17 protein-coding genes are annotated in these 18,638 nt (G+C 73.1%); 13 read left to right on the top strand and 4 right to left on the bottom strand.

Features of this window, described 5'->3' with window-relative positions:
- Positions 1–45: 45 nt before the first annotated feature.
- Positions 46–2,214, bottom strand: a complete 2,169-nt coding sequence (malQ, locus tag AB0E07_RS14600) for a 4-alpha-glucanotransferase (RefSeq protein WP_362250434.1) — start codon at positions 2,212–2,214, stop codon at positions 46–48.
- The gene (locus AB0E07_RS14595; protein WP_362250431.1) at positions 2,215–2,517 is read right to left on the bottom strand and encodes a hypothetical protein; all 303 of its coding nucleotides are present in this window, start codon (positions 2,515–2,517) and stop codon (positions 2,215–2,217) included. It abuts the gene before it with no gap.
- A 358-nt stretch (positions 2,518–2,875) separates the two neighbouring features.
- Here AB0E07_RS14595 and AB0E07_RS14590 point away from each other — a divergent pair, with 358 nt between their 5' ends.
- The 5 genes from AB0E07_RS14590 to AB0E07_RS14570 all read left to right on the top strand — a co-directional run bounded on the left by AB0E07_RS14590 (position 2,876) and on the right by AB0E07_RS14570 (position 7,467).
- The gene (locus AB0E07_RS14590; protein ID WP_362250428.1) at positions 2,876–3,484 is read left to right on the top strand and encodes an RNA polymerase sigma factor; all 609 of its coding nucleotides are present in this window, start codon (positions 2,876–2,878) and stop codon (positions 3,482–3,484) included.
- A complete protein-coding gene (locus tag AB0E07_RS14585) occupies positions 3,481–4,425 on the top strand; it encodes a zf-HC2 domain-containing protein (protein ID WP_362250425.1) in 945 nt (314 codons plus the stop codon). Before AB0E07_RS14590 ends, AB0E07_RS14585 begins: the two co-directional genes overlap by 4 nt.
- 341 nt (positions 4,426–4,766) lie before the next feature.
- On the top strand, positions 4,767–5,546 hold the full coding sequence (locus AB0E07_RS14580; protein ID WP_362250422.1) for an ABC transporter ATP-binding protein: 780 nt from the start codon (positions 4,767–4,769) through the stop codon (positions 5,544–5,546).
- Entirely contained in the window at positions 5,543–6,871 is a 1,329-nt protein-coding gene (locus tag AB0E07_RS14575; protein ID WP_362250419.1) for a hypothetical protein, read from the top strand. Before AB0E07_RS14580 ends, AB0E07_RS14575 begins: the two co-directional genes overlap by 4 nt.
- A complete protein-coding gene (locus tag AB0E07_RS14570; RefSeq protein ID WP_362250416.1) occupies positions 6,868–7,467 on the top strand; it encodes a hypothetical protein in 600 nt (199 codons plus the stop codon). The genes AB0E07_RS14575 and AB0E07_RS14570 overlap by 4 nt, the downstream gene beginning before the upstream one ends.
- 89 nt (positions 7,468–7,556) lie before the next feature.
- Here AB0E07_RS14570 and AB0E07_RS14565 read toward each other — a convergent pair whose 3' ends face one another.
- Positions 7,557–8,093, bottom strand: coding sequence for an HNH endonuclease (locus tag AB0E07_RS14565; protein ID WP_351924226.1), 537 nt, complete (start codon positions 8,091–8,093; stop codon positions 7,557–7,559).
- Positions 8,094–8,389: 296 nt separating this feature from the next.
- Here AB0E07_RS14565 and AB0E07_RS14560 point away from each other — a divergent pair, with 296 nt between their 5' ends.
- Positions 8,390–9,481 carry a mechanosensitive ion channel family protein gene (locus AB0E07_RS14560; protein WP_362250412.1) on the top strand — a complete coding sequence of 364 codons (1,092 nt, stop codon included), beginning with the start codon at positions 8,390–8,392 and terminating at the stop codon, positions 9,479–9,481.
- A gap of 94 nt (positions 9,482–9,575) precedes the next feature.
- Here AB0E07_RS14560 and AB0E07_RS14555 read toward each other — a convergent pair whose 3' ends face one another.
- Positions 9,576–10,070, bottom strand: a complete 495-nt coding sequence (locus AB0E07_RS14555) for a hypothetical protein (protein ID WP_362250409.1) — start codon at positions 10,068–10,070, stop codon at positions 9,576–9,578.
- Positions 10,071–10,221: 151 nt separating this feature from the next.
- Here AB0E07_RS14555 and AB0E07_RS14550 point away from each other — a divergent pair, with 151 nt between their 5' ends.
- The 7 genes from AB0E07_RS14550 (at position 10,222) to AB0E07_RS14520 (ending at position 18,631) form a co-directional block, all read left to right on the top strand.
- On the top strand, positions 10,222–11,433 hold the full coding sequence (locus AB0E07_RS14550) for an ROK family transcriptional regulator (RefSeq protein WP_362250406.1): 1,212 nt from the start codon (positions 10,222–10,224) through the stop codon (positions 11,431–11,433).
- Positions 11,434–11,502: 69 nt separating this feature from the next.
- Entirely contained in the window at positions 11,503–12,831 is a 1,329-nt protein-coding gene (locus AB0E07_RS14545) for an ABC transporter substrate-binding protein (RefSeq protein WP_362250403.1), read from the top strand.
- A 6-nt stretch (positions 12,832–12,837) separates the two neighbouring features.
- Positions 12,838–13,779: a sugar ABC transporter permease gene (locus AB0E07_RS14540; protein ID WP_362250400.1), complete on the top strand. Its 942-nt coding sequence runs from the start codon at positions 12,838–12,840 to the stop codon at positions 13,777–13,779.
- Positions 13,776–14,666, top strand: a complete 891-nt coding sequence (locus AB0E07_RS14535; RefSeq protein ID WP_362250398.1) for a carbohydrate ABC transporter permease — start codon at positions 13,776–13,778, stop codon at positions 14,664–14,666. The genes AB0E07_RS14540 and AB0E07_RS14535 overlap by 4 nt, the downstream gene beginning before the upstream one ends.
- Positions 14,667–14,674: 8 nt before the next feature.
- On the top strand, positions 14,675–15,940 hold the full coding sequence (locus AB0E07_RS14530) for a 6-phospho-beta-glucosidase (protein ID WP_362250395.1): 1,266 nt from the start codon (positions 14,675–14,677) through the stop codon (positions 15,938–15,940).
- On the top strand, positions 15,937–16,920 hold the full coding sequence (locus tag AB0E07_RS14525) for a BadF/BadG/BcrA/BcrD ATPase family protein (RefSeq protein ID WP_362250393.1): 984 nt from the start codon (positions 15,937–15,939) through the stop codon (positions 16,918–16,920). Before AB0E07_RS14530 ends, AB0E07_RS14525 begins: the two co-directional genes overlap by 4 nt.
- Before the next feature lie 250 nt (positions 16,921–17,170).
- The gene (locus AB0E07_RS14520) at positions 17,171–18,631 is read left to right on the top strand and encodes a hypothetical protein (protein WP_362250390.1); all 1,461 of its coding nucleotides are present in this window, start codon (positions 17,171–17,173) and stop codon (positions 18,629–18,631) included.
- Positions 18,632–18,638 lie beyond the last annotated feature (7 nt).

Here is an 18,638-nt window from a genome sequence, read left to right as displayed (position 1 = left end):
GGGGTGCGTAGGAGGCCCCGGGAGCCGGAACGGGGCCTCGTACGGCTAGGCGTCCGGGTGGCGCAGTACCTCCAGCAGCGCGTGCAGTCTGGGTGAGGTCATCAGGTCCTCCAGGGTCACCGGTCTGCCGTCCGCGTCGGCGATGGGCAGGCGCCAGTTCGGGTACTGGTCCCAGGTGCCGGGGAGGTTCTGGGGCCGGCGGTCGCCCACCGTGTCGGGGAGCCAGAGGCCGACCATGCGGGCCGGGGTGCGCAGCAGGAAGCGGTGCACGGCCTGGATCTCGGCCTCCTCCCTGGCCGTGGCGTCCTCCTGAGCCGCGCCGTCTTCGCGCGCCGCGCCATCGCCCTGGGCCGCGCCGTCCCCGCGCGCCGCCCAGTCTCCGCGCAGCAGGCCGAGCCGGGCCAGCAGCGCCAGCCACTCCCCGGTGTCCGCCGCCGCCTCCGCGCGCTCCTCCGCCAGGGAGCGGGTCAACAGGTCGAGCCGGTGGCGCAGTTCGACGTGCTCACCGGTGAGGCGGGCGGCCGTGGAGGGCAGGTCGTGGGTGGTGGCCGTGGCCAGGCAGTCGGACCGCCAGTCCTCGGGGGCGAGCGGACGGCCGTCGCCCTCCCAGTCCCGTTCGAACCACAGCACCGAGGTGCCGAGTACGCCCCGCGCGCGCAGCGCCTCGCGCACGCCCGGCTCCACCGTGCCGAGATCCTCGCCGATCACCAGCGCCCCGGCCCGGGACGCCTCCAGGACCAGGATCGCCAGCATCGCCTCGGCGTCGTAGCGGACGTAGGTGCCCTCGGTGGGCGGGTGGCCCTGCGGGACCCACCAGAGCCGGAAGAGGCCCATCACATGGTCGATGCGCAGCGCGCCGGCGTACCGGAACAGGGCTTTGAGCAGGCGCCGGTAGGGCGTGTAGCCGGACTCGGCGAGGCGGTCGGGGCGCCAGGGCGGCAACCCCCAGTCCTGGCCCCGTGCGTTGAAGGCGTCCGGGGGCGCTCCGACCGACATCCCGGCGGCGAAGTACTCCTGCTGTGCCCAGGCGTCGGCGCCCTCGGGGTGCACGCCGACCGCGAGGTCGTGCACGATCCCGACCGGCATGCCCGCCTCGCGCGCGGTGCGCTGGGCGGCGGTGAGCTGGGCGTCGGTGAGCCAGGCGAGCAGCGAGTGGAAGCCGACGCGGTCCGCCAGTTCCTCGCGGGCCCGTGCGGTCCCGGCGGAGCGGGGGTCGCGCAGGTCGGCGGGCCAGCCGCGCCAGTCGCTGCCGTGCACCTCGGCGAGGGCGCACCAGGTGGCGTGGTCCTCCAGGGCCTGGCCCTCCTCGGCGAGGAAGGCGGCGTAGGAGGCGTGCCGTTCGGGGGCGAGCGGTACTTCGGCGACCAGGCGCAGCGCGTCCCGCTTCAGTTCCCAGACGGCGTCGCGGTCGATCAGTTCGTCCTTCTCCAGCACCGCCTCGCGCAGCCGCCCGGCGCGTTCCAGCAGGTCCCGGACCCGCTCGCCGTCCTCGACGAGGGCGTACTCCGGGATGTCCTCGACGCGCAGATGCGCCGGGTCGGGGAAGCGGCGGGAGGAGGGGCGGTAGGGGGAGGGGTCGGTGGGCGCTCCGGGTACCGCCGCGTGCAGGGGGTTGACCTGGACGAAGCCGCTGCCGAGGGTCCGGCCCGCCCAGTCGGCGAGTTCGGCGAGGTCCCCGAGGTCCCCCATGCCCCAGGAGCGGTGGGAGAGCAGGGAGTAGAGCTGGACGAGGAGTCCGTGGGTGCGCCCGGTGGTGGCGGGCAGCCGTTCCGGTGCGACGACGAGGTGGGCCGTGCCGGTCCGGCCGTCCGGCGCGGTCGCGGTGAGCCGGTGGACGCCGGGCGGGAGCCCGTCGACGGCCTCGCTCGTGCCGCCCTGTTCGGTCTCGATCCGCAGGCGGGTGCCGGGCGGAAGCCCGGTGACGGCGGCGGGCGGCGCGGTGTCCGGTCCGCTCCAGCACACGAGCGTCGGCGGCAGCAGCCGCCCGCGCAGCACGTCCTCCCGCGCGGCGAGGGCGCGTGCGACGGCCTCGGGGGTGCGCACGTCGACGTCGAGCGCGGTGAGCGCGAGGGTGAGCGCGGTGGCCGAGGCCCGGACCGTGACGTCCGGGGAGGGGCGGTAGAAGGGGGCGACGCCGTGCAGTTCCGCGAGGCGCGACAGGGCCTCGGAGGGGGCGTCCTCGGACGGGGGTTCGGCCGACCGCCGCTCTGTCATCTACGGCCTCGCGCGGTCCGGGTCGAGGGAGAAGACCTCACCGGTCAACGGCTCCGCGAGGGACAGCGGCGGCTCGCTGGTCAGCGGGACCTCGTGCAGCGGGGGCTCACTGGTCAGCGGCGGGTCCTCGTGCAGGGGCGGCTCGCTGGTCAGCGGCTCGACCGCGGACAGGGCCGGCTCGCTGGTCAGCGGGGGTTCGGCGCCGGCGCTCTGCGCGCTGAAGACGCAACCGTGCGGTTCGGGCTCGGTGAGCGCCTCGGGTTTGGACAGGGCGGTGAGCAGAAGGTGTGCCGATGCGGCCACGGGGGCCTCCTTGTCGAGTACGGCGACCTACGGCCTCTCCGGCGGCGGGCGCCGGCCAGGCCCTTGCGGGTTACCGCAGCCCTACCCAGCGGACGCGGCGGCAGACGTGCCCGGGCGGACAACGTGCCTGTCGTCACATTCCGCTCCGCCGTGACACTTCCAGACCCGGACAATACCGTCGCAACGGTCTCGGCCGCCCGCGTTCGTCCGTGTTCGCCCGCCTTCCGTCGAGGGTGCCTCCGGCGCGGCCCGACGCTTGGTCAAGGGTGCCTCCGGCGCGGCCCGACGCTCCGTCGAGCGGGCGTGAACCGGTTCCGTCCGGGCCGTCGATAGACGGGGTGTGAGACTGTTCCGCCCCATGGGGGGCCATCGGGAGAAGGACGAGGGAGCGGCGGCCGACACCGTGCTGCTGCGGGACGTCGCCGCCGGGGACTCGGCCGCGATGGCCGCCCTGTACGACCGGCACGCGGGCTGGCTGCACGCCCGGCTGACCCGGCGCTGCGCGGACCCCGAGGTGGTGCGGGAGGTACTCCAGGACACCTTCGTCACGGTGTGGCGGTCGGCGGGGGCGCACCGCGGCGAGGAGGCGGGCGGCTGGCTGTGGACGATCGCGGCACGCCGGCTGGTCGACGCGCGGCGGGCGCAGGAGCGGGCCGCACGCCTGGAGACCACGCCGATCGACGGGACCCGGTCCGGGTACGAGCCCGCCGCGTCCGCGCCCTCCGCGGAGGAGAGGGTGCTGGCGGGGCTGGAGTTCGGCGATGTGGGCACGGCCCTGGACCGGATCTCGCCGGAGCTGCGCGAGGTGCTGCGCGCCACGGTCGTGGACGGTCTGACCACCCGTGAGACGGCCCGGCTGCTCGGCATACCCGAGGGCACCGTGAAGTCCCGGGCGAACCGTGCCCGCGCCGAACTGCGCTCGGCACTGGCCCAGTTGAACCCGTCCCCGCTGGGAGGCCCGGCATGACCGACTGGCACGCGTCCGACGCCCTGGTCGCCCGCTACACCGACGGGTCCCTGCCGGACTCCGACGCCTGGTCGCTGGAGAAGCACCTGGAGTCCTGCGGGGCGTGCGCGGACCGCGTCTCCCGGTCGGTGCGCGCCACCGCGGCGGGCCCGGCGCTGGACTCCGTACGGCGGGCGGTCCTCGCGGCGGCTCCCCCGCGGCCGGTCGCGGCGGCGCGCACCTCCGGCCGGAACGCCGGGTTGCCGCACTCCCCCGGACTGCCCGGATCCCCTGGACTGCCCGGATCCCCCGGACGACCCGGTCCGGCGGTACGCCTCCACGCGGCCCGCCTGCTGTGGGCCGCCGGTCCCGCCGTGCGCGGGGCCTGGCTGCCGGCGGTGCTGCTGGCGGTACTCGGCGCGGTGGCGCTCGGCCACTGGGCCGGCTTCGAGGGGTCCCGTCCCCTGCTGCTGGCCGTGGCGCCCCTCGTACCGGTCGCAGGGGTGGCCCTGTCCTACGGCCCGCACGCCGACCCGGTGCACGAACTCGCCGCGGCCACGCCGTCCGCGGGCCTGCGCCTGGTGCTGGCGCGCACCGCGGTCGTCCTCGCCGTGAGCCTGCCGCTGCTGGTCCTCGCCGGGCTGCTGCTGCCGTCGTCCGGTGCGCCTGGGGGTGCCGCCTGGCTGCTGCCGGGGCTCGCGCTGACGCTGGCCTCGCTGGCCCTCGGCGGGTGGCTCGGACTGCGTACGGCGACGGCCGTGACCGGCGTCGGCTGGCTGTGCGCGGTCCTCGCGCCGCCCCTCGCGGCACAGGACGGCGCGGCGTCCGAGGCCCTGGTGGACCGGCTGTCCGCGTACGTCGGCGGCGCGCCGGCGCAGGGCGGCTGGGCGGCGGCGGCCGTGCTGTGCGCGGCACTGCTGGCCACCCGCCGCACCGCGTACGACCGCCTCGAACGGCCCTGACCCGCGCCCGTCGGGCGCCGCCACCCCGGTGGCCCGGCGGCACGGCAGCGCGGCGGCACGGCGGCACGGCAGCGCGGCGGCACGGCGGCACAGCGGCACGGCGGCACGGCGGCCAACGGCACCGCCCCCGGTGGCACGGCGCACAACCGCCGCGCAAAGCACCGAACCACGCGCCGACGTACGCCGAAGCGCGCCGCCCCGAACCTCCCCCGGCTCCGGCACGGCCACGGCCCCGTCCGCACGCCCACCCGCGTGCGGCCCCGGCCCCCCGGCGCCGCCACCCCTTCTCCCCTCCCCATCCCCCCTCCCCTCCCCTCCCCTTTCCCTTCCCAGGAGCACCTTTGACCACGATCCAGGTGGCCGGGCTGCACGTCCGGCACCGCAAGACCGTCGCGCTCGACTCGCTGGACCTCGACTTCGGGCCCGGGGTGCACGGGCTGCTCGGCCCGAACGGCGCGGGCAAGACCTCGCTGATCCGGGTCCTCGCCACGGTCGCCGCCCCGAACGGCGGCCGGGTGGAGATCCTCGGCGAGGACATCGCCGACCCGCGCGGCCGGGCCGAGGTCCGCCGCCGGCTGGGCTATCTGCCGCAGGAGTTCGGCTACTACCCGGGGTTCACCGTGCGCGAGTTCGTGGCGTACCTGGCGTGGCTGAAGGAAATGCCCGCGGCCTCCGCCCCGGCGGCGGTGGAGCGGGCCGTGGCCCGGGTGGGGCTCGCCGACCGGATCGACGCCAAGATCCGCACGCTGTCCGGCGGGATGGTCCGCCGCGTCGGCATCGCCCAGGCGATCGTCAACGACCCGAGCGTCCTGCTGCTGGACGAGCCGACCGCGGTACTCGACCCCGAGCAGCGGGTGGAGTTCCGTGAGCTGCTGCGCGAGCTGGGCGCTTCGTCGACCGTGCTGGTCTCCACCCACCTGGTGGAGGACGTGGCCGCGGCCTGCACGGACGTCACGCTCGTCGCGGCTGGGCGCCTCGCCTACCGCGGGACGCCCCGCTCGCTCACCGAACTCGGCGCCACGGCCGACGGCGTCGGCGACCAACCCATCGAGCGCGGCTACACGGCCGCACTGCGCAGCCACCGCGCGTCCCTCACCGCGGCGCAGGTGACGGTCCGATGACGCTGCTCGCGGAGCGGAGACCGACGCGTCCCGCGCATCCGTTGCGCCCCGAGTACCGGCGCGGCTTCGCTCCGCTCGCGGGCGCCGCGGTCCTGGTCACCCTGCTGGTGTCGCTGGCGATCGTGGCGGTCACCTGGCAGGGCGGCTGGGCCGAGACCCGGGACCGGGCGCACTTCGGGGCGGTGCTGCTCGGCATCCCGCTGGCCCTGGCCGCGGGGTGCTGGCAGGGCGGACGGGAACACCGGCGCGGCACCGGCGAGCTGCTGCGCACCTCCGTGCGCGGGTCGCTGTCCCGTTTCCTCGCCGCGGCGCTCCCGGTCGCGGCCTGGGTGGTCGCGGGGCACCTGGCCGCCGCCGGGCTCGCCCTGCTGGCCACCTGGTACTGCGCCACCGGGGACAGTCCGTACCTGGTCGTTCCGCTGACGGACGCCGTACTCCTCGGCTGCGCCGCGCTCGCGGGCCATGTCGTGGGCCGGGTCGTGCCCTGGCGGCTGGCGGCCCCGCTGCTGGCGATCGGCGGGTACGTCGTCCTCGGCGTGCTGTCCTACGACCACCGCGGCGCGCTCTCCCACCTCTCCCCGCTGCTCGACTCCTGGCCCGAGGAGGTCCAGGTCTGGTGGCGGCCGCCGGCCATGACGGCCTGGCTCGGCGGTCTGACCCTCGCCGCGGTCCTGGCGCACGCGGCCCGCCGCCGGGCCACCGCCCTGCTGCCGCTGGTCGCCGCCACCGCCGCCGCGGTCCTGCTCACCCAGACCGGGGAGGGCCTGACCCGGCCCAATCCGGTCAGTCTGCGCCAGGTGTGCGACACCTCCACCACGCCGCAGATCTGCGTCAACGCCCGGTACGAGAAGCTCCTGCCGCAGATCACCGACGCGCTGTCCGGGCTCACCGGCCGACTGGAGGGCGTACGGAACGTGCCGGTCCGATTCGCCGACGGCCGGGGTCCGCAGCGCGCGGACGAGGTGGGGCTGCCGTCGGTCGACTCGCTCGGCTGGTCGGTCGTACGGGGCAGGCTGGTGGATCCGGAGCGGTTCGCGTGGGAGGCCGGGATGGCCTTGGTCGGGCGCGGCGACTGCTCCCGTACGGAGCCCGAGCCGGCCGCCACGGACGCCGCCGTGGAGCACTATCTCGCGCCGAGCCCCACGGAGGCGTACTTCGACCGGCTCGACGCACGCGGCGACGCGGAGAGCCGTGCCGGGCTCAAGGCCCGACAGGAGGCGCGCGCCCGGCTGCTGGCGATGGACGAGGAGCGCCGCCGGGAGTGGCTGTCGGAGTACTTCGCCACGGCGACGGGCTGTGACGCGAGCGGGGTACCCGCCCTGTGACAGCCACCGGACTCGTCCTCCACGCCCGCTCCCGGGCCGTGCCGCAGACGGTCGCCACGCTGGTCGCGACCGCGCTGCTGGCGGTGTGGGCTGCGCACGCCCTGGACACCCACCTCGACCCCGAGCGCCGGGTCCCGGTGGTCGCCCTGGCCCCGCTGATCGCGTCGGCGGCCATCGGCACCGGCCTGCATAGCGCCTCCGACGAACTGGACCGCACGGAGGTGCGCCCCTGGTGGCACCGCAGGGCGGCCCACCTGTCGGCGCTGACCGCGCTCGCGGCGGCCCTGCTCCCGCTCGCGGTACTCACCGAGGCGCAGACGTTCGGCCCGCTCGCCATGATCCGCAACGTACTGGGGTGCACCGGTCTGACGGCGGCGGCAGCGGTGGTGCTGGGCGCCCGGCTGTGCTGGCTGCCGGTGTTCGCGTACGTGAGCGCGGTGTACCTGGGTGTCTCGGGGCTGCCGGGCGGCTCGCTGCCGGCGTGGGCATGGCTGCTCCAGCCGGCGGCGGGCGGGACCGCCTGGACGACGGCGGCCGTGCTGTTCCTGGCCGGGGCGGCCGCCTACACGGTGCGCGGGGCGCGCGCGGCGCCCTGAAGGAGCGCGGGGGACCACGCCACTGGTCCCCGCGCGCCCGCACACCCACGCGCCCGCGTGCCCTCCACGACGCACGAAGGCCCGGATCGTCAGGCTGAGATGCCGTCGATCCGGGCCAGGGCGTCGTCCGCGCCGTACGGCTGCAAGTACGGCAGCCAGCGCGGGTCCCTATGTCCGGTCCCGATGATGCGCCAGGCCAGGCCCGTGGGCGGAGCCGGTTTGTGGCGCAGCCGCCAGCCGATCTCGAACAGGTGACGGTCGGCCTTCACGTGGTTGCAGCGGCGGCAGGAGGCCACCACGTTGTCCCAGACGTGCTTGCCCCCGCGGCTGCGCGGGATGACGTGGTCGACGCTGGTTGCGACGCCACCGCAGTACATGCACCGGCCCCCGTCGCGGGCGAAGAGCGCCCGGCGGGTCAGAGGAACGGGCCCCCGATAGGGAACCCGGACGAATCGCTTGAGCCGGACCACGCTTGGTGCGGGGACTGTGACGGTTGCGCTGTGCAGAAAGGCGCCGGACTCCTCAAGGCAGACGGCCTTGTTTTCGAGGACGAGGACGAGCGCGCGGCGGAGCGGTACGACGCCGAGCGGCTCGTACGACGCGTTGAGGACCAGGACATGCGGCACGGATGCCTCCTTGGGCGTCGGCGGCGCGTGGCTCGCGCCGGGACGATCTGTAGTCAGTCTCCCCTCAGCCCTGGTGAAAGCGCCACCATGTCCGGGTAACGGGCTGAGAGTGTTTTCGACCACACATTTCTTCATCCCCAGGTGAGCACGGTCTCTCCCTCGAACATTGCAACGATCCACACACGATGCACCGTTAGTGTGGTGGGTCTGCCCCCTCGGTGACCTTTCCGTGACCTTGTCGACCTTGACGCCCGGCCGCCGTACCGGGAGGCAGAACGCACCTGGAGGTACCCGCCGTGTCCTTGTCCGCCGTCCTGCTGGCCGCCGGTTCCACACCGTCCCCGTCCCCCTCGGGGACGAGCCCGGCGGTCCCGACGCTCCAGGACGCCCAGGAGCGCGCCACCAACGCGGCCAGCTGGGTCGAGGAGAACTGGTCCACCTGGCTCGCGATCGGTCTGCGGGTGCTGCTGATCCTGGTGATCGCGGCGGTGCTGAGAATGACGGTGCGGCGGGCCATCACCAAGTTCATAGACCGGATGAACCGCACCGCCCAGGCGGTGGACGGGACCGCGATCGGCGGCCTGCTGGTCAATGTGGAGCGGCGGCGTCAGCGCTCCCAGGCGATCGGTTCGGTGCTGCGCTCGGTGGCCAGTTTCCTGATCATGGGCACCGCCGCCCTGATGATCCTGTCCACCTTCGACATCAATCTCGCGCCGCTGCTGGCCTCGGCCGGTGTCGCGGGTGTGGCGATCGGTTTCGGTGCCCGCAACCTCGTCACGGACTTCCTCTCCGGCGTCTTCATGATCCTGGAGGACCAGTACGGCGTCGGCGACCAGATCGACGCGGGCGTGGCCTCCGGTGAGGTCATCGAGGTGGGCCTGCGGGTGACGAAGCTGCGCGGCGACAACGGCGAGATCTGGTACGTCCGCAACGGCGAGGTCAAACGCATCGGCAACCTCTCCCAGGGCTGGTCGACGGCCGGGGTCGACGTGACCGTGCGCCCGACCGAGGACCTGGACCGGGTGAAGGAAGTGATCTCGGACGTCGCCGAGCGGATGAGCAAGGAGGAGCCCTGGAACGAGATGCTCTGGGGTCCGATCGAGGTGCTCGGCCTGGACAGCGTGCTGCTGGAGTCGATGGTGGTGCGGGTCTCGGCGAAGACCATGCCGGGCAAGTCGCTCACCGTGGAGCGCGAGCTGCGCTGGCGGATCAAGCGGGCCTTCGACGCGGCGGACATCCAGATGGTCGGCGGCCTGCCGCTGCCGGTGGACGACGCGGCCCCGGCCGACCCGACCGCGGGCATGGCCGCCCCGTCGGCCTACGCCAACACCGCGTCCCCGCAGTCCCTGGCGGCTACTCCGCTGAGCCCGCCGAGCGTGACGAAGTAGCCCCTGCCGAGGGGGACGGAGTGGCCCCTGCCGAGGGGGGCGGAGTGGCCCCCGCCGAGCGTGACGAAGTACCCCCGCAGGCCAGGTCGTAGGCCTACCGGACCCAGGCGGACCGCTTCGACGCACCCTTGGTGCATCCGCACCGGAGGGCTGCCTCGCCGCCACTGCGCCAGGTGGTCACATGGCCGTGGATCGGGTCTGCGCCCTTCGGTCCGTCGCCGGCGCAGTCGAGGGTGAAGTCCGCCTCGACGCGCCGGACCGACCGGGTCTGTACGAAGCTTCCGCCCCCTTCGTGGTCGGCCTCCCCGAAGTGCCGCTCCTCCCGCTCGGCGGACGTCTCCCCGACGCGGGCCAGGTCCAGCCGCTCCCGTCGCTCCAGGGACCGGAGGATCCGTTCCTCGGGCACCGGTTCGCTCGCGTCGAGCCGCGGGACGACCGTGCGCACGTGCAGCAGCGGGAAGGCGACCGGGCCGTCGTCCTCGGCGACGTCGACGACCGGGGAGACGGCGGTGAGGACGAACTCGGAGGTGTGCGAGCTCCAGCGGAACGCGCCCCTTTCCCGGGCCCCCGTACCGGTGGCCGTTCGCACATCATTTTCCGGTCCGCCCTTGACGGCTCCGACGCCTGGGCCTACGTTCCTCATCAACCGATAGGAAACTTTCCTAACAGTGCTTCTTGAGCCCTCCCCGGTGGGCGGAGAGGCGTGAGAAGCTGTCCCCCCGAGAGGCAGGTGCAGACACGTGGCAGGAACCGCCGGCACGCCGGGCACCCCGCGCGTCCTGCGCGCCATGAACGACCGCGCCGCGCTGGACCTGCTGCTGGAGCACGGCCCCCTGTCCCGCACCCGGATCGGCAAGCTCACCGGCCTGTCCAAGCCCACCGCCTCCCAGCTGCTGGCCCGCCTGGAGGCCGCGGGCCTGGTCCTCGCCACCGGCACCACCGAGGGCAGGCCCGGCCCGAGCGCCCAGCTCTACGGCGTCAACCCGGCCGCCGGGTACGCCGCCGGACTCGACGTCACCCCCGAGCGGATCCTCGCCGCGGTCGCCGACCTCACCGGCCGCACCGTCGGACGGTTCGAACTCCCCACCCCGGGACGCCGGCCCGCCCACCCCGTCGTCCAGCAGGTCACCGACGCCCTCGACGGTGCCGTCAAGGCCGCCGGGCTCACCCGTGACGACCTGCGCCGGCTGGTCATCGGCACCCCGGGCGCCTTCGACCCCAACACCGGCCGGCTGCGCTACGCCGCCCATCTGCCCGGCTGGCACGCCCCCCACATCCTCGACGACCTCGCCGCCGCGCTGCCGATGCCGGTGGAGTACGAGAACGACGTCAACCTGGTCGCGGTCGCCGAACAACGGCTCGGCGCGGCGCGGGGGCACGAGGACTTCGTGCTGCTGTGGAACGAGGCCGGACTCGGCGCCGCCCTCGTCCTCGGCGGCCGGCTGCACCGCGGCTGGACCGGCGGCGCCGGCGAGGTCGGCTTCCTCCCGGTGCCGGGCGCGCCCCTGGTCCGCCAGGTGACCCGCACCAACAGCGGCGGCTACCAGGAGCTGGCCGGCGCCCAGGTGATCCCGCGACTGGCCCGGGAACTGGGCGACGAGGACATCCCCGAAGGGCCGTACACCGAGGTCGCCGCCACCCTGCTGGCGCGGGCCGCGGACAGCGGCGACGGACCCCGCCGGGAGCTGCTCACCACCTACGCGACCGGTCTGGCCACCGGTCTCGCCTCACTGGTCTCCGTGCTCGACCCCGAACTCGTCGTCCTCAGCGGCAGCGCCCTCAGCTCCGGCGGCGAGCGGCTGCTCGCCCTGGTCCAGGCCGAGCTGGCGGAGCTGGCGGCCTCCCGGCCCCGGCTGGTGCTGGGCGACGTGACCGAACACCCCGTACTGCGCGGCGCGCTGGAGAGCGCGCTCGCGACCACCCGCGACGAGGTCTTCGACACCTCGCGCTGAGCGCACCCGCACTCCCCCCTCCCCTCCTCCACCCCCTGCCGTCCCTCCCAGGGAGACTTCGCCATGCCCATGTCCATCCGAAATGCGGCCTATGTCCTCACGGCCTGTTCCCTCGCCCTCCTCGCCACCGCCTGTACCGGCGACGCCGGCTCCGCCGCGAACGACGACCCGAACGCCGAGACCACCCTCACCTTCTGGCACGGCTGGAGCTCGCCCGCCGAGGTGAAGGCCGTCCAGGAGAACGTCGACCGGTTCGAGAAGGCGCACCCCAACATCAAGGTGAAGGTCGTCGGCAACATCAACGACGACAAGCTCAACCAGGCCCTGCGCGCGGGCGGTTCGAACGGACCGGACGTGGTGTCGTCGTTCACCACCTCCAACGTCGGCAAGTTCTGCTCCTCCGGAGCCTTCCTCGACCTGAAGCCGTTCATCGACAAGTCCGGCCTCGACCTGGACGCGACGATCCCGAAGCCGATGCTCGACTACACCCAGTTCGAGGGAAAGCGCTGCGCCCTCCCCCTGCTCGGCGACGCCTACGGCCTCTACTACAACAAGGACGCCTTCGAGGCGGCCGGCATCGAGGCACCGCCGAAGACCTGGTCGGAGTTCGCGGAGGTCGCCGAGAAGCTGACGAAGACCAAGGGCGACTCCTACGAACAGCTCGGCTTCATGCCGACCTACCACGGCTACGAGACCGTCGTCTCGCACTACATGTCGCAGTGGGACCACGCCTACTTCGGCGCCGACGGCCGGTCGAACATCGCCGAGGACCCGGCCTTCGCGGAGATGTTCACGTACCAGAAGAAACTCGTCGACGACCTGGGCGGGTTCGCGAAGCTGGAGAAGTACCGCAACACCTTCGGCGACGAGTGGGGCGCCGAACACCCCTTCCACACCGGCCAGGTGGCGATGCAGCTCGACGGCGAGTGGCGCCTGGGCATGGCCGAGGACAGCGACCCGGGATTCGAGATCGGCACCGCGCCGCTGCCCGTCGCGGACGACGAGGTGGACGAGTACGGCAAGGGGTTCCTCTCCGGGACGATCATCGGGATCGCGCCGCGCAGCGAGAAGCAGAACGCCGCGTGGGAGCTGGTGAAGTACATGACGACTGACACCGAGGCCGTCGTCGCCTTCTCCAACGCCATCCACAACGTGCCGTCCACCTTCGAGGCGCTGGAGTCGCCGGACCTGAAGACCGACCCCGCCTTCAAGACCTTCCTGGACATCGCCCGGCACCCGGAGTCCAGCACCGCCCCGAACTCCGTCAACGGCGCCACCTACCAGCTGACCCTCCAGGACTTCGGCTACCAGTACGAGTCCGGCAAGGCGAAGGATCTCAAGGCGGGCCTGGAGAAGACGGCCGAGCAGATCGACCGCGACATCGAGCAGGCGAAGTAGCCGCCCATGTCCACCACGCTCGCCGTCCGGCGCCGCAGGTCCGCCCTGCGGACGCTGGCCTTCCTCTCCCCCTGGCTGATCGGCTTCGCGGTCTTCTTCGCCTACCCGCTGCTCTCCACCGTCTACTTCTCCCTGATGCGGTACGACGGCTTCAACACCCCCGAGTTCCGCGGCCTGGACAACTGGACCTACGTCTTCACCGACTACCCCATGTTCTGGCCCGCGCTGGGGAACACCCTGTGGCTGGTGCTGGTGATGGTCACCTGCCGGGTGGTCTTCGGGCTCGGCGTCGGCCTGCTCATCACGAAGATCAAAACCGGCACCGGCGTCTTCCGTACCCTGTTCTACCTGCCCTACCTCGCCCCGCCGGTGGCCGCGACCCTCGCCTTCGTCTTCCTGCTCAACCCGGGCACCGGACCGGTGAACTCGGTCCTCGACGGACTGGGGCTGCCGGCCCCCGGCTGGTTCACGGACCCCGCCTGGTCCAAGCCGGCGCTCACCGCCCTGGCCCTGTGGGGCGTGGGCGACCTGATGGTCATCTTCATGGCCGCCCTGCTCGACGTACCGAAGGAGCAGTACGAGGCGGCCGAACTGGACGGGGCCTCGGCCCGGCAGCGGTTCCGGTACGTGACGCTGCCGAACATCTCGCCGATCGTGCTGTTCGCGGTGGTGACGGGCGTGATCCAGACCATGCAGTACTACACGCAGCCGCTGGTGGCGGGGAAGGTCGCGTCCGGGGTCATCGGCGGCTCCGGCCAGTCCTTCGAACCGGGCTACCCCGACAAGTCGACGCTCACGCTGCCCCAGCTCGTCTACAACCTGGGCTTCCAACGCTTCGACTACGGCGCCGCCTGTGTGGTCGCCCTGGTGCTGTTCGTCCTCGCCATGGCGTTCACGGCGTTGCTGATGCGCAGCCGGGGCGGGCTGCTGGGAGCGGGAGAACGATGACTCACGTACTGGACAAGACGGTGCCGTCGCCGCCCGTCGACGACGGCGCCCGCACCGCCCGCCGCCGCGCGCTGCTGGAGTGGATCGCCGTGCACTCCCTCGGGGTGGCCGCCGCGCTCTTCTTCACCCTGCCCTTCGTCTTCGTCGTCCTCACCTCGCTGATGAGCGACCAGCAGGCGCTCACCCGGGACCTCGTCCCCGACACCTGGCAGTGGGACAACTACCGCCGGGTCCTGGACACCCCGGGCTTCCTCACCTGGTGGCGCAACACCCTGCTCTACGCGGGCCTGGGCACCCTGCTCTCGGTGGTGTCCTCGATCCCGGTGGCGTACGCGCTGGCCAAGTTCCGCTTCCGGGGCAGGAATCTGTCCATGATGCTCGTCGTGTCGATGATGATGCTGCCGCCGCAGGTCGTGATCATCCCGATGTACCTGTTCTGGGCGAAGCAGCTGGACCTGTCGGGCACGCTGTGGCCGCTGATCGTGCCGATGGCGTTCGGGGACGCGTTCTCCATCTTCCTGCTCCGCCAGTTCCTGCTGACGATCCCCGACGAGTACCTGGACGCCGCCCGGGTCGACGGCTGCGGGGAGTTGCGGACCCTGCTGAGGGTCGTGGTGCCGATGGCGAAGCCCGGCATCGCCGCCGTGGCCCTGTTCCAGTTCTTCTACGCCTGGAACGACTACTTCGGCCCGCAGATCTACGCCTCCGAGAACCCCGGTGCCTGGACACTCAGTTACGGCCTGGAGTCCTTCAAGGGCGCGCACCACACCGACTGGAATCTGACCATGGCCGCGACCGTCCTGGTCATGGCCCCCGTGATCGTCGTGTTCTTCTTCGCTCAGAAGGCGTTCGTCGAGGGCGTCACACTGACCGGAGTGAAGGGTTGAGCCGCACAATGAAACTGACCGTGGTCGGCGGAGGATCGACCTACACCCCCGAACTGGTCGACGGATTCGCCCGGTTGAGGGACACCCTGCCGGTGGAGGAACTGGTCCTGGTGGACCCGGCCGCCGAGCGTCTCGAACTGGTGGGCGGCCTGGCCCGACGCATCCTCGCCCGCCAGGGCCACCCCGCGCGGGTCGTCACCACCGGCGACCTGGACCGGGCCGTGGAGGGCGCCGACGCCGTCCTGCTCCAGTTGCGCGTCGGCGGCCAGGCGGCCCGCAACGAGGACGAGACCTGGCCCCTGGAGTGCGGCTGCGTCGGCCAGGAGACCACCGGAGCGGGCGGGCTCGCCAAGGCGCTGCGCACGGTGCCGGTGGTGCTGGACATCGCCGAACGGGTCCGCCGGGCCAACCCCCGCGCCTGGATCATCGACTTCACCAACCCGGTGGGCATCGTCACCCGGGCCCTGCTCCAGGCCGGACACCGCGCGGTGGGGCTGTGCAATGTGGCGATCGGCTTCCAGCGGAAGTTCGCCGCCCTGCTGGAGGTCGCCCCCCACGACGTCCACCTGGACCACGTGGGCCTGAACCACCTCACCTGGGAGACGGGGGTCCGGCTGGGCGGCCCGGAGGGCAAGGACGTCCTGCCCGAACTGCTCGCCGGTCACGGCGAGGCGATCGCCGCCGACCTGCGCCTGCCCCGCGCCGCGCTGGACCGGCTCGGCGTGGTCCCCTCCTACTACCTGCGCTACTACTACGCCCACGACGAGGTCGTGGACGAACTGCGCACCAAGCCCTCGCGGGCCGCGGAAGTCGCCGCGATGGAGGCGGAGTTGCTCCGTCTGTACGCCGATCCCGCGCTGGACGAGAAGCCGGACCTTCTGTCCCGCCGGGGCGGCGCCTTCTACTCGGAGGCCGCGGTGGACCTCGCCGCCGCGCTCCTGGGCGGCGGCGGAAGCCCGTACCAGGTGGTGAACACCCTCAACCGCGGCACGCTGCCCTTCCTCCCGGACGACGCGGTGATCGAGGTACAGGCGGCGGTCGGCGACCGGGGCGCCGCGCCCCTGCCGGTGCCCGCGGTGGACCCGCTGTTCGCCGGACTGATGGCGAACGTGACGGCCTACGAGGACCTCGCGCTCCAGGCGGCGCTGCGGGGCGGCCGCGAGCGGGTGTTCCGGGCGCTGCTGGCCCATCCGCTGATCGGCCAGTACGCGTACGCGGAGACCCTCACCGACCGGCTGATCGCACACAACCGGGAGCACCTCGCGTGGGCATGACGGGCACGGTCCTCGCTGTCGACGCGGGCAACAGCAAGACCGACGTGGCGGTGGTGACGGCCGAGGGGCGGGTGGTCGGAACGGCCCGGGGAGGCGGATTCCGCCCTCCGGCGGTCGGTGTGAACACGGCGGTGGACAAGGTCGAGGAGGCCGTCCGGCGCGCCTTCGCCGAGGCCGGCGTGGACTCGGTGAGCCATGTCTCGGCCTGCCTCGCCAACGCCGATCTCCCGGTGGAGGAGGCCGAGTTGACGGAGGCGCTCCAGACGCGCGGCTGGGGGTCGACGGTCGAGGTCCGCAACGACACCTTCGCCATCCTGCGCGCGGGCGTCGCCGAACCCCGGGGCGTGGCGGTGGTCTGCGGCGCGGGCATCAACTGCGTGGGCATGCTCCCCGACGGCCGCACGGCCCGCTTCCCCGCGCTGGGCCGCATCTCCGGTGACTGGGGCGGTGGTTGGGGCCTCGCGGAGGAGGCACTGTGGTTCGCGGCGCGGGCGGACGACGGACGCGGCGAGCCCACGGCCCTGGCCTCGGCGCTCCCCGCCCATTTCGGCCTGCCCTCCATGCCGGCCCTGATCGAGGCCCTCCACCTGGAGCGCTTCCCGCTGTCCCGCCGCCACGAGCTGACCCCGGTCCTGTTCGCGACGGCGGCTTCGGGCGACGCGGTGGCGCGGTCCCTGGTGGACCGACTGGCGGACGAGGTGGTCACGATGGCGACGGTCGCCCTCACCAGACTGAACCTCCTGACGGAGGAAACCCCGGTGGTCCTGGGCGGCAGCGTCCTGGCAGCCCGCCACCCCCTCCTGGACACGGCCATCCGGGACCGACTGTCCACCCGAGCCCCCAAAGCAACGCCCACAGTGGTAACGGCCCCACCGGTCATGGGCGCCATCCTCCTGGGCCTGGACAGCACGAAGGCAGGGGAACAGGCGAAATCCCAAGTACGCGCCCACTACAACTCACCCAGCCCGTCCGGCGTCTGAGGACGAGGCCCCTTCAGGGCCGAAAGGGGGTCCGGGGGCGCAGCCCCCGGTGGGGGTCCCCCTCTGGGGGAGGGAAGGGAAGGGGCGGCGGGGGCGAATCCAGACCGACCCCCGCACCCCCGCACACTCCCGCACACCCCCACCGGAACCGAACCGATTCCCGGCGCGTATTCATGGGCAGGGGGTGATCCGGGATCCCGCCTGGCCGTCGGCAGGCCAAGGCAGTGATACTGGCGGGCGACGGATGACCATGGGGGAGGTCGAAGTGACACAGCCGGCGCACAGCAACACCGCACCACCACCACCGCACCCCACCGCGCCCACCACCACACCCCCACCCCTCCCACCCCAACAGTCCCACCCCACTCCCCCCACTCCCTCCGCCCCACCCGAGCGCCGCCGCACCGCGTTCACCGAGGGCACCGCCCGCCTGCGCACCGCGGCGACGACGGAACCCGGCCGCCTCCGGATCATCGGCGCCGTACTCGCCCTGCTGGTCGTGGCCTTCGGGGCCGTCACCGCCTGGCAGGTCACCGACCGCGCGGCCGCCGCCGACGACGTCCTGCACAGCAGCCAGCCGCTCAGCTCCGACGCCGCCGACATCTACCGCTCCCTCGCCGACGCCAACACCGCCGCCTCCAGCGGCTTCCTGGCCGGCCGCCAGGAGACCGGCGTCAACCGGGTCCGCTACGAGAACGGCATCCGCACGGCCGCCCAGAAACTGGTGAACGCCGCGGCCAACTCCGACCCCGACTCCCCCTCCGCCGCCACCATCGCCGAACTCAACCGGCTGCTGCCGGAGTACAAGGGCCTGGTCGAGCAGGCGCGGACGTACAACCGCCAGGGCTTCCCGGTCGGCGGCGCCTATCTGCGCTACGCCAACGAGAAGATGCAGAAGGAGATGCTCCCGAAGGCGGAGGACCTCTACACGCGGGAGAACCAGCGGCTGCGCGAGGACTACGACGCCGCCACCCCGTATCCGTGGATCGCGATAACCCTCGGCGTGGTCGCGCTGGCCGCGCTCGGCTGGGCGCAGCACCGCAACTACCGCCGGACGAACCGGGTCCTGAACCACGGCCTGGTCGCCGCCTCGTCGGCCACCGTGGTGGTCCTGCTCTGGCTGGTCGTCGGGCACAGCGTGGCCCGCGCCGGGCTGAACGACTCCTACGACCACGGCGTCCGCTCGCTGAACGTCCTGCACGACGCCCGGATCGCCTCCCTGAAGGCCCGCGGCAACGAGAACCTGACGCTGGTCTCGCGCGGCGCCCAGACGAAGAAGGTCGGCGACGTGTCCTACGACGCCTACGACTACGACTTCGAGCAGGAGATGAAGACCCTCGGCAAGGGGCTCGCCCTGGCCGAGGATCTCGCGGACGACCGGGCGGGCGAGCAGCCGGTCACCGCGGCGGTGGGGAACATGCAGGAGTGGAAGAAGCGCCACGCCTCGGCCCGCGCGGAGGACGACAACGGCGAGTACCAGCGGGCGCTGGACAAGGTGATCGGCGCCAAGGGCACCACCGGCGAGTGTTTCGACAGTGTCGACACCAACCTCGCCAAGGCACTGGAGCACGAGACGACCGAGTTCAAGGCCGCGGCCGGGGACGGCCTGGGCGCGATGTCGGGGCTGTCGATCGGCGCCGCCGTCCTCGCCGTGCTGGGTGCGGCGGGCGCCGTACTGGGCATCGGCCGCAGGCTGTCGGAGTACCGGTGAGAGGGGG

The organism is Streptomyces sp. NPDC048002, from assembly GCF_040653275.1.
GTDB lineage: Bacteria > Actinomycetota > Actinomycetes > Streptomycetales > Streptomycetaceae > Streptomyces.
Note: the sequence above shows the minus strand (reverse complement) of the source record. Positions and strands in the feature narration are given on the sequence as shown.

What these genes read in the sequence shown, in the direction of transcription:
- AB0E07_RS14590 (WP_362250428.1), top strand. Translation starts at nt 2,876, where the DNA reads ATGGGGGGCCATCGGGAGAAGGACGAGGGAGCGGCGGCCGACACCGTG.
- AB0E07_RS14575 (WP_362250419.1), top strand. Translation starts at nt 5,543, where the DNA reads ATGACGCTGCTCGCGGAGCGGAGACCGACGCGTCCCGCGCATCCGTTG.
- malQ (WP_362250434.1), bottom strand. Translation starts at nt 2,214, where the DNA reads ATGACAGAGCGGCGGTCGGCCGAACCCCCGTCCGAGGACGCCCCCTCC.
- AB0E07_RS14545 (WP_362250403.1), top strand. Translation starts at nt 11,503, where the DNA reads ATGTCCATCCGAAATGCGGCCTATGTCCTCACGGCCTGTTCCCTCGCC.
- AB0E07_RS14535 (WP_362250398.1), top strand. Translation starts at nt 13,776, where the DNA reads ATGACTCACGTACTGGACAAGACGGTGCCGTCGCCGCCCGTCGACGAC.
- AB0E07_RS14585 (WP_362250425.1), top strand. Translation starts at nt 3,481, where the DNA reads ATGACCGACTGGCACGCGTCCGACGCCCTGGTCGCCCGCTACACCGAC.
- AB0E07_RS14520 (WP_362250390.1), top strand. Translation starts at nt 17,171, where the DNA reads ATGGGGGAGGTCGAAGTGACACAGCCGGCGCACAGCAACACCGCACCA.
- AB0E07_RS14540 (WP_362250400.1), top strand. Translation starts at nt 12,838, where the DNA reads ATGTCCACCACGCTCGCCGTCCGGCGCCGCAGGTCCGCCCTGCGGACG.
- AB0E07_RS14530 (WP_362250395.1), top strand. Translation starts at nt 14,675, where the DNA reads ATGAAACTGACCGTGGTCGGCGGAGGATCGACCTACACCCCCGAACTG.
- AB0E07_RS14525 (WP_362250393.1), top strand. Translation starts at nt 15,937, where the DNA reads ATGACGGGCACGGTCCTCGCTGTCGACGCGGGCAACAGCAAGACCGAC.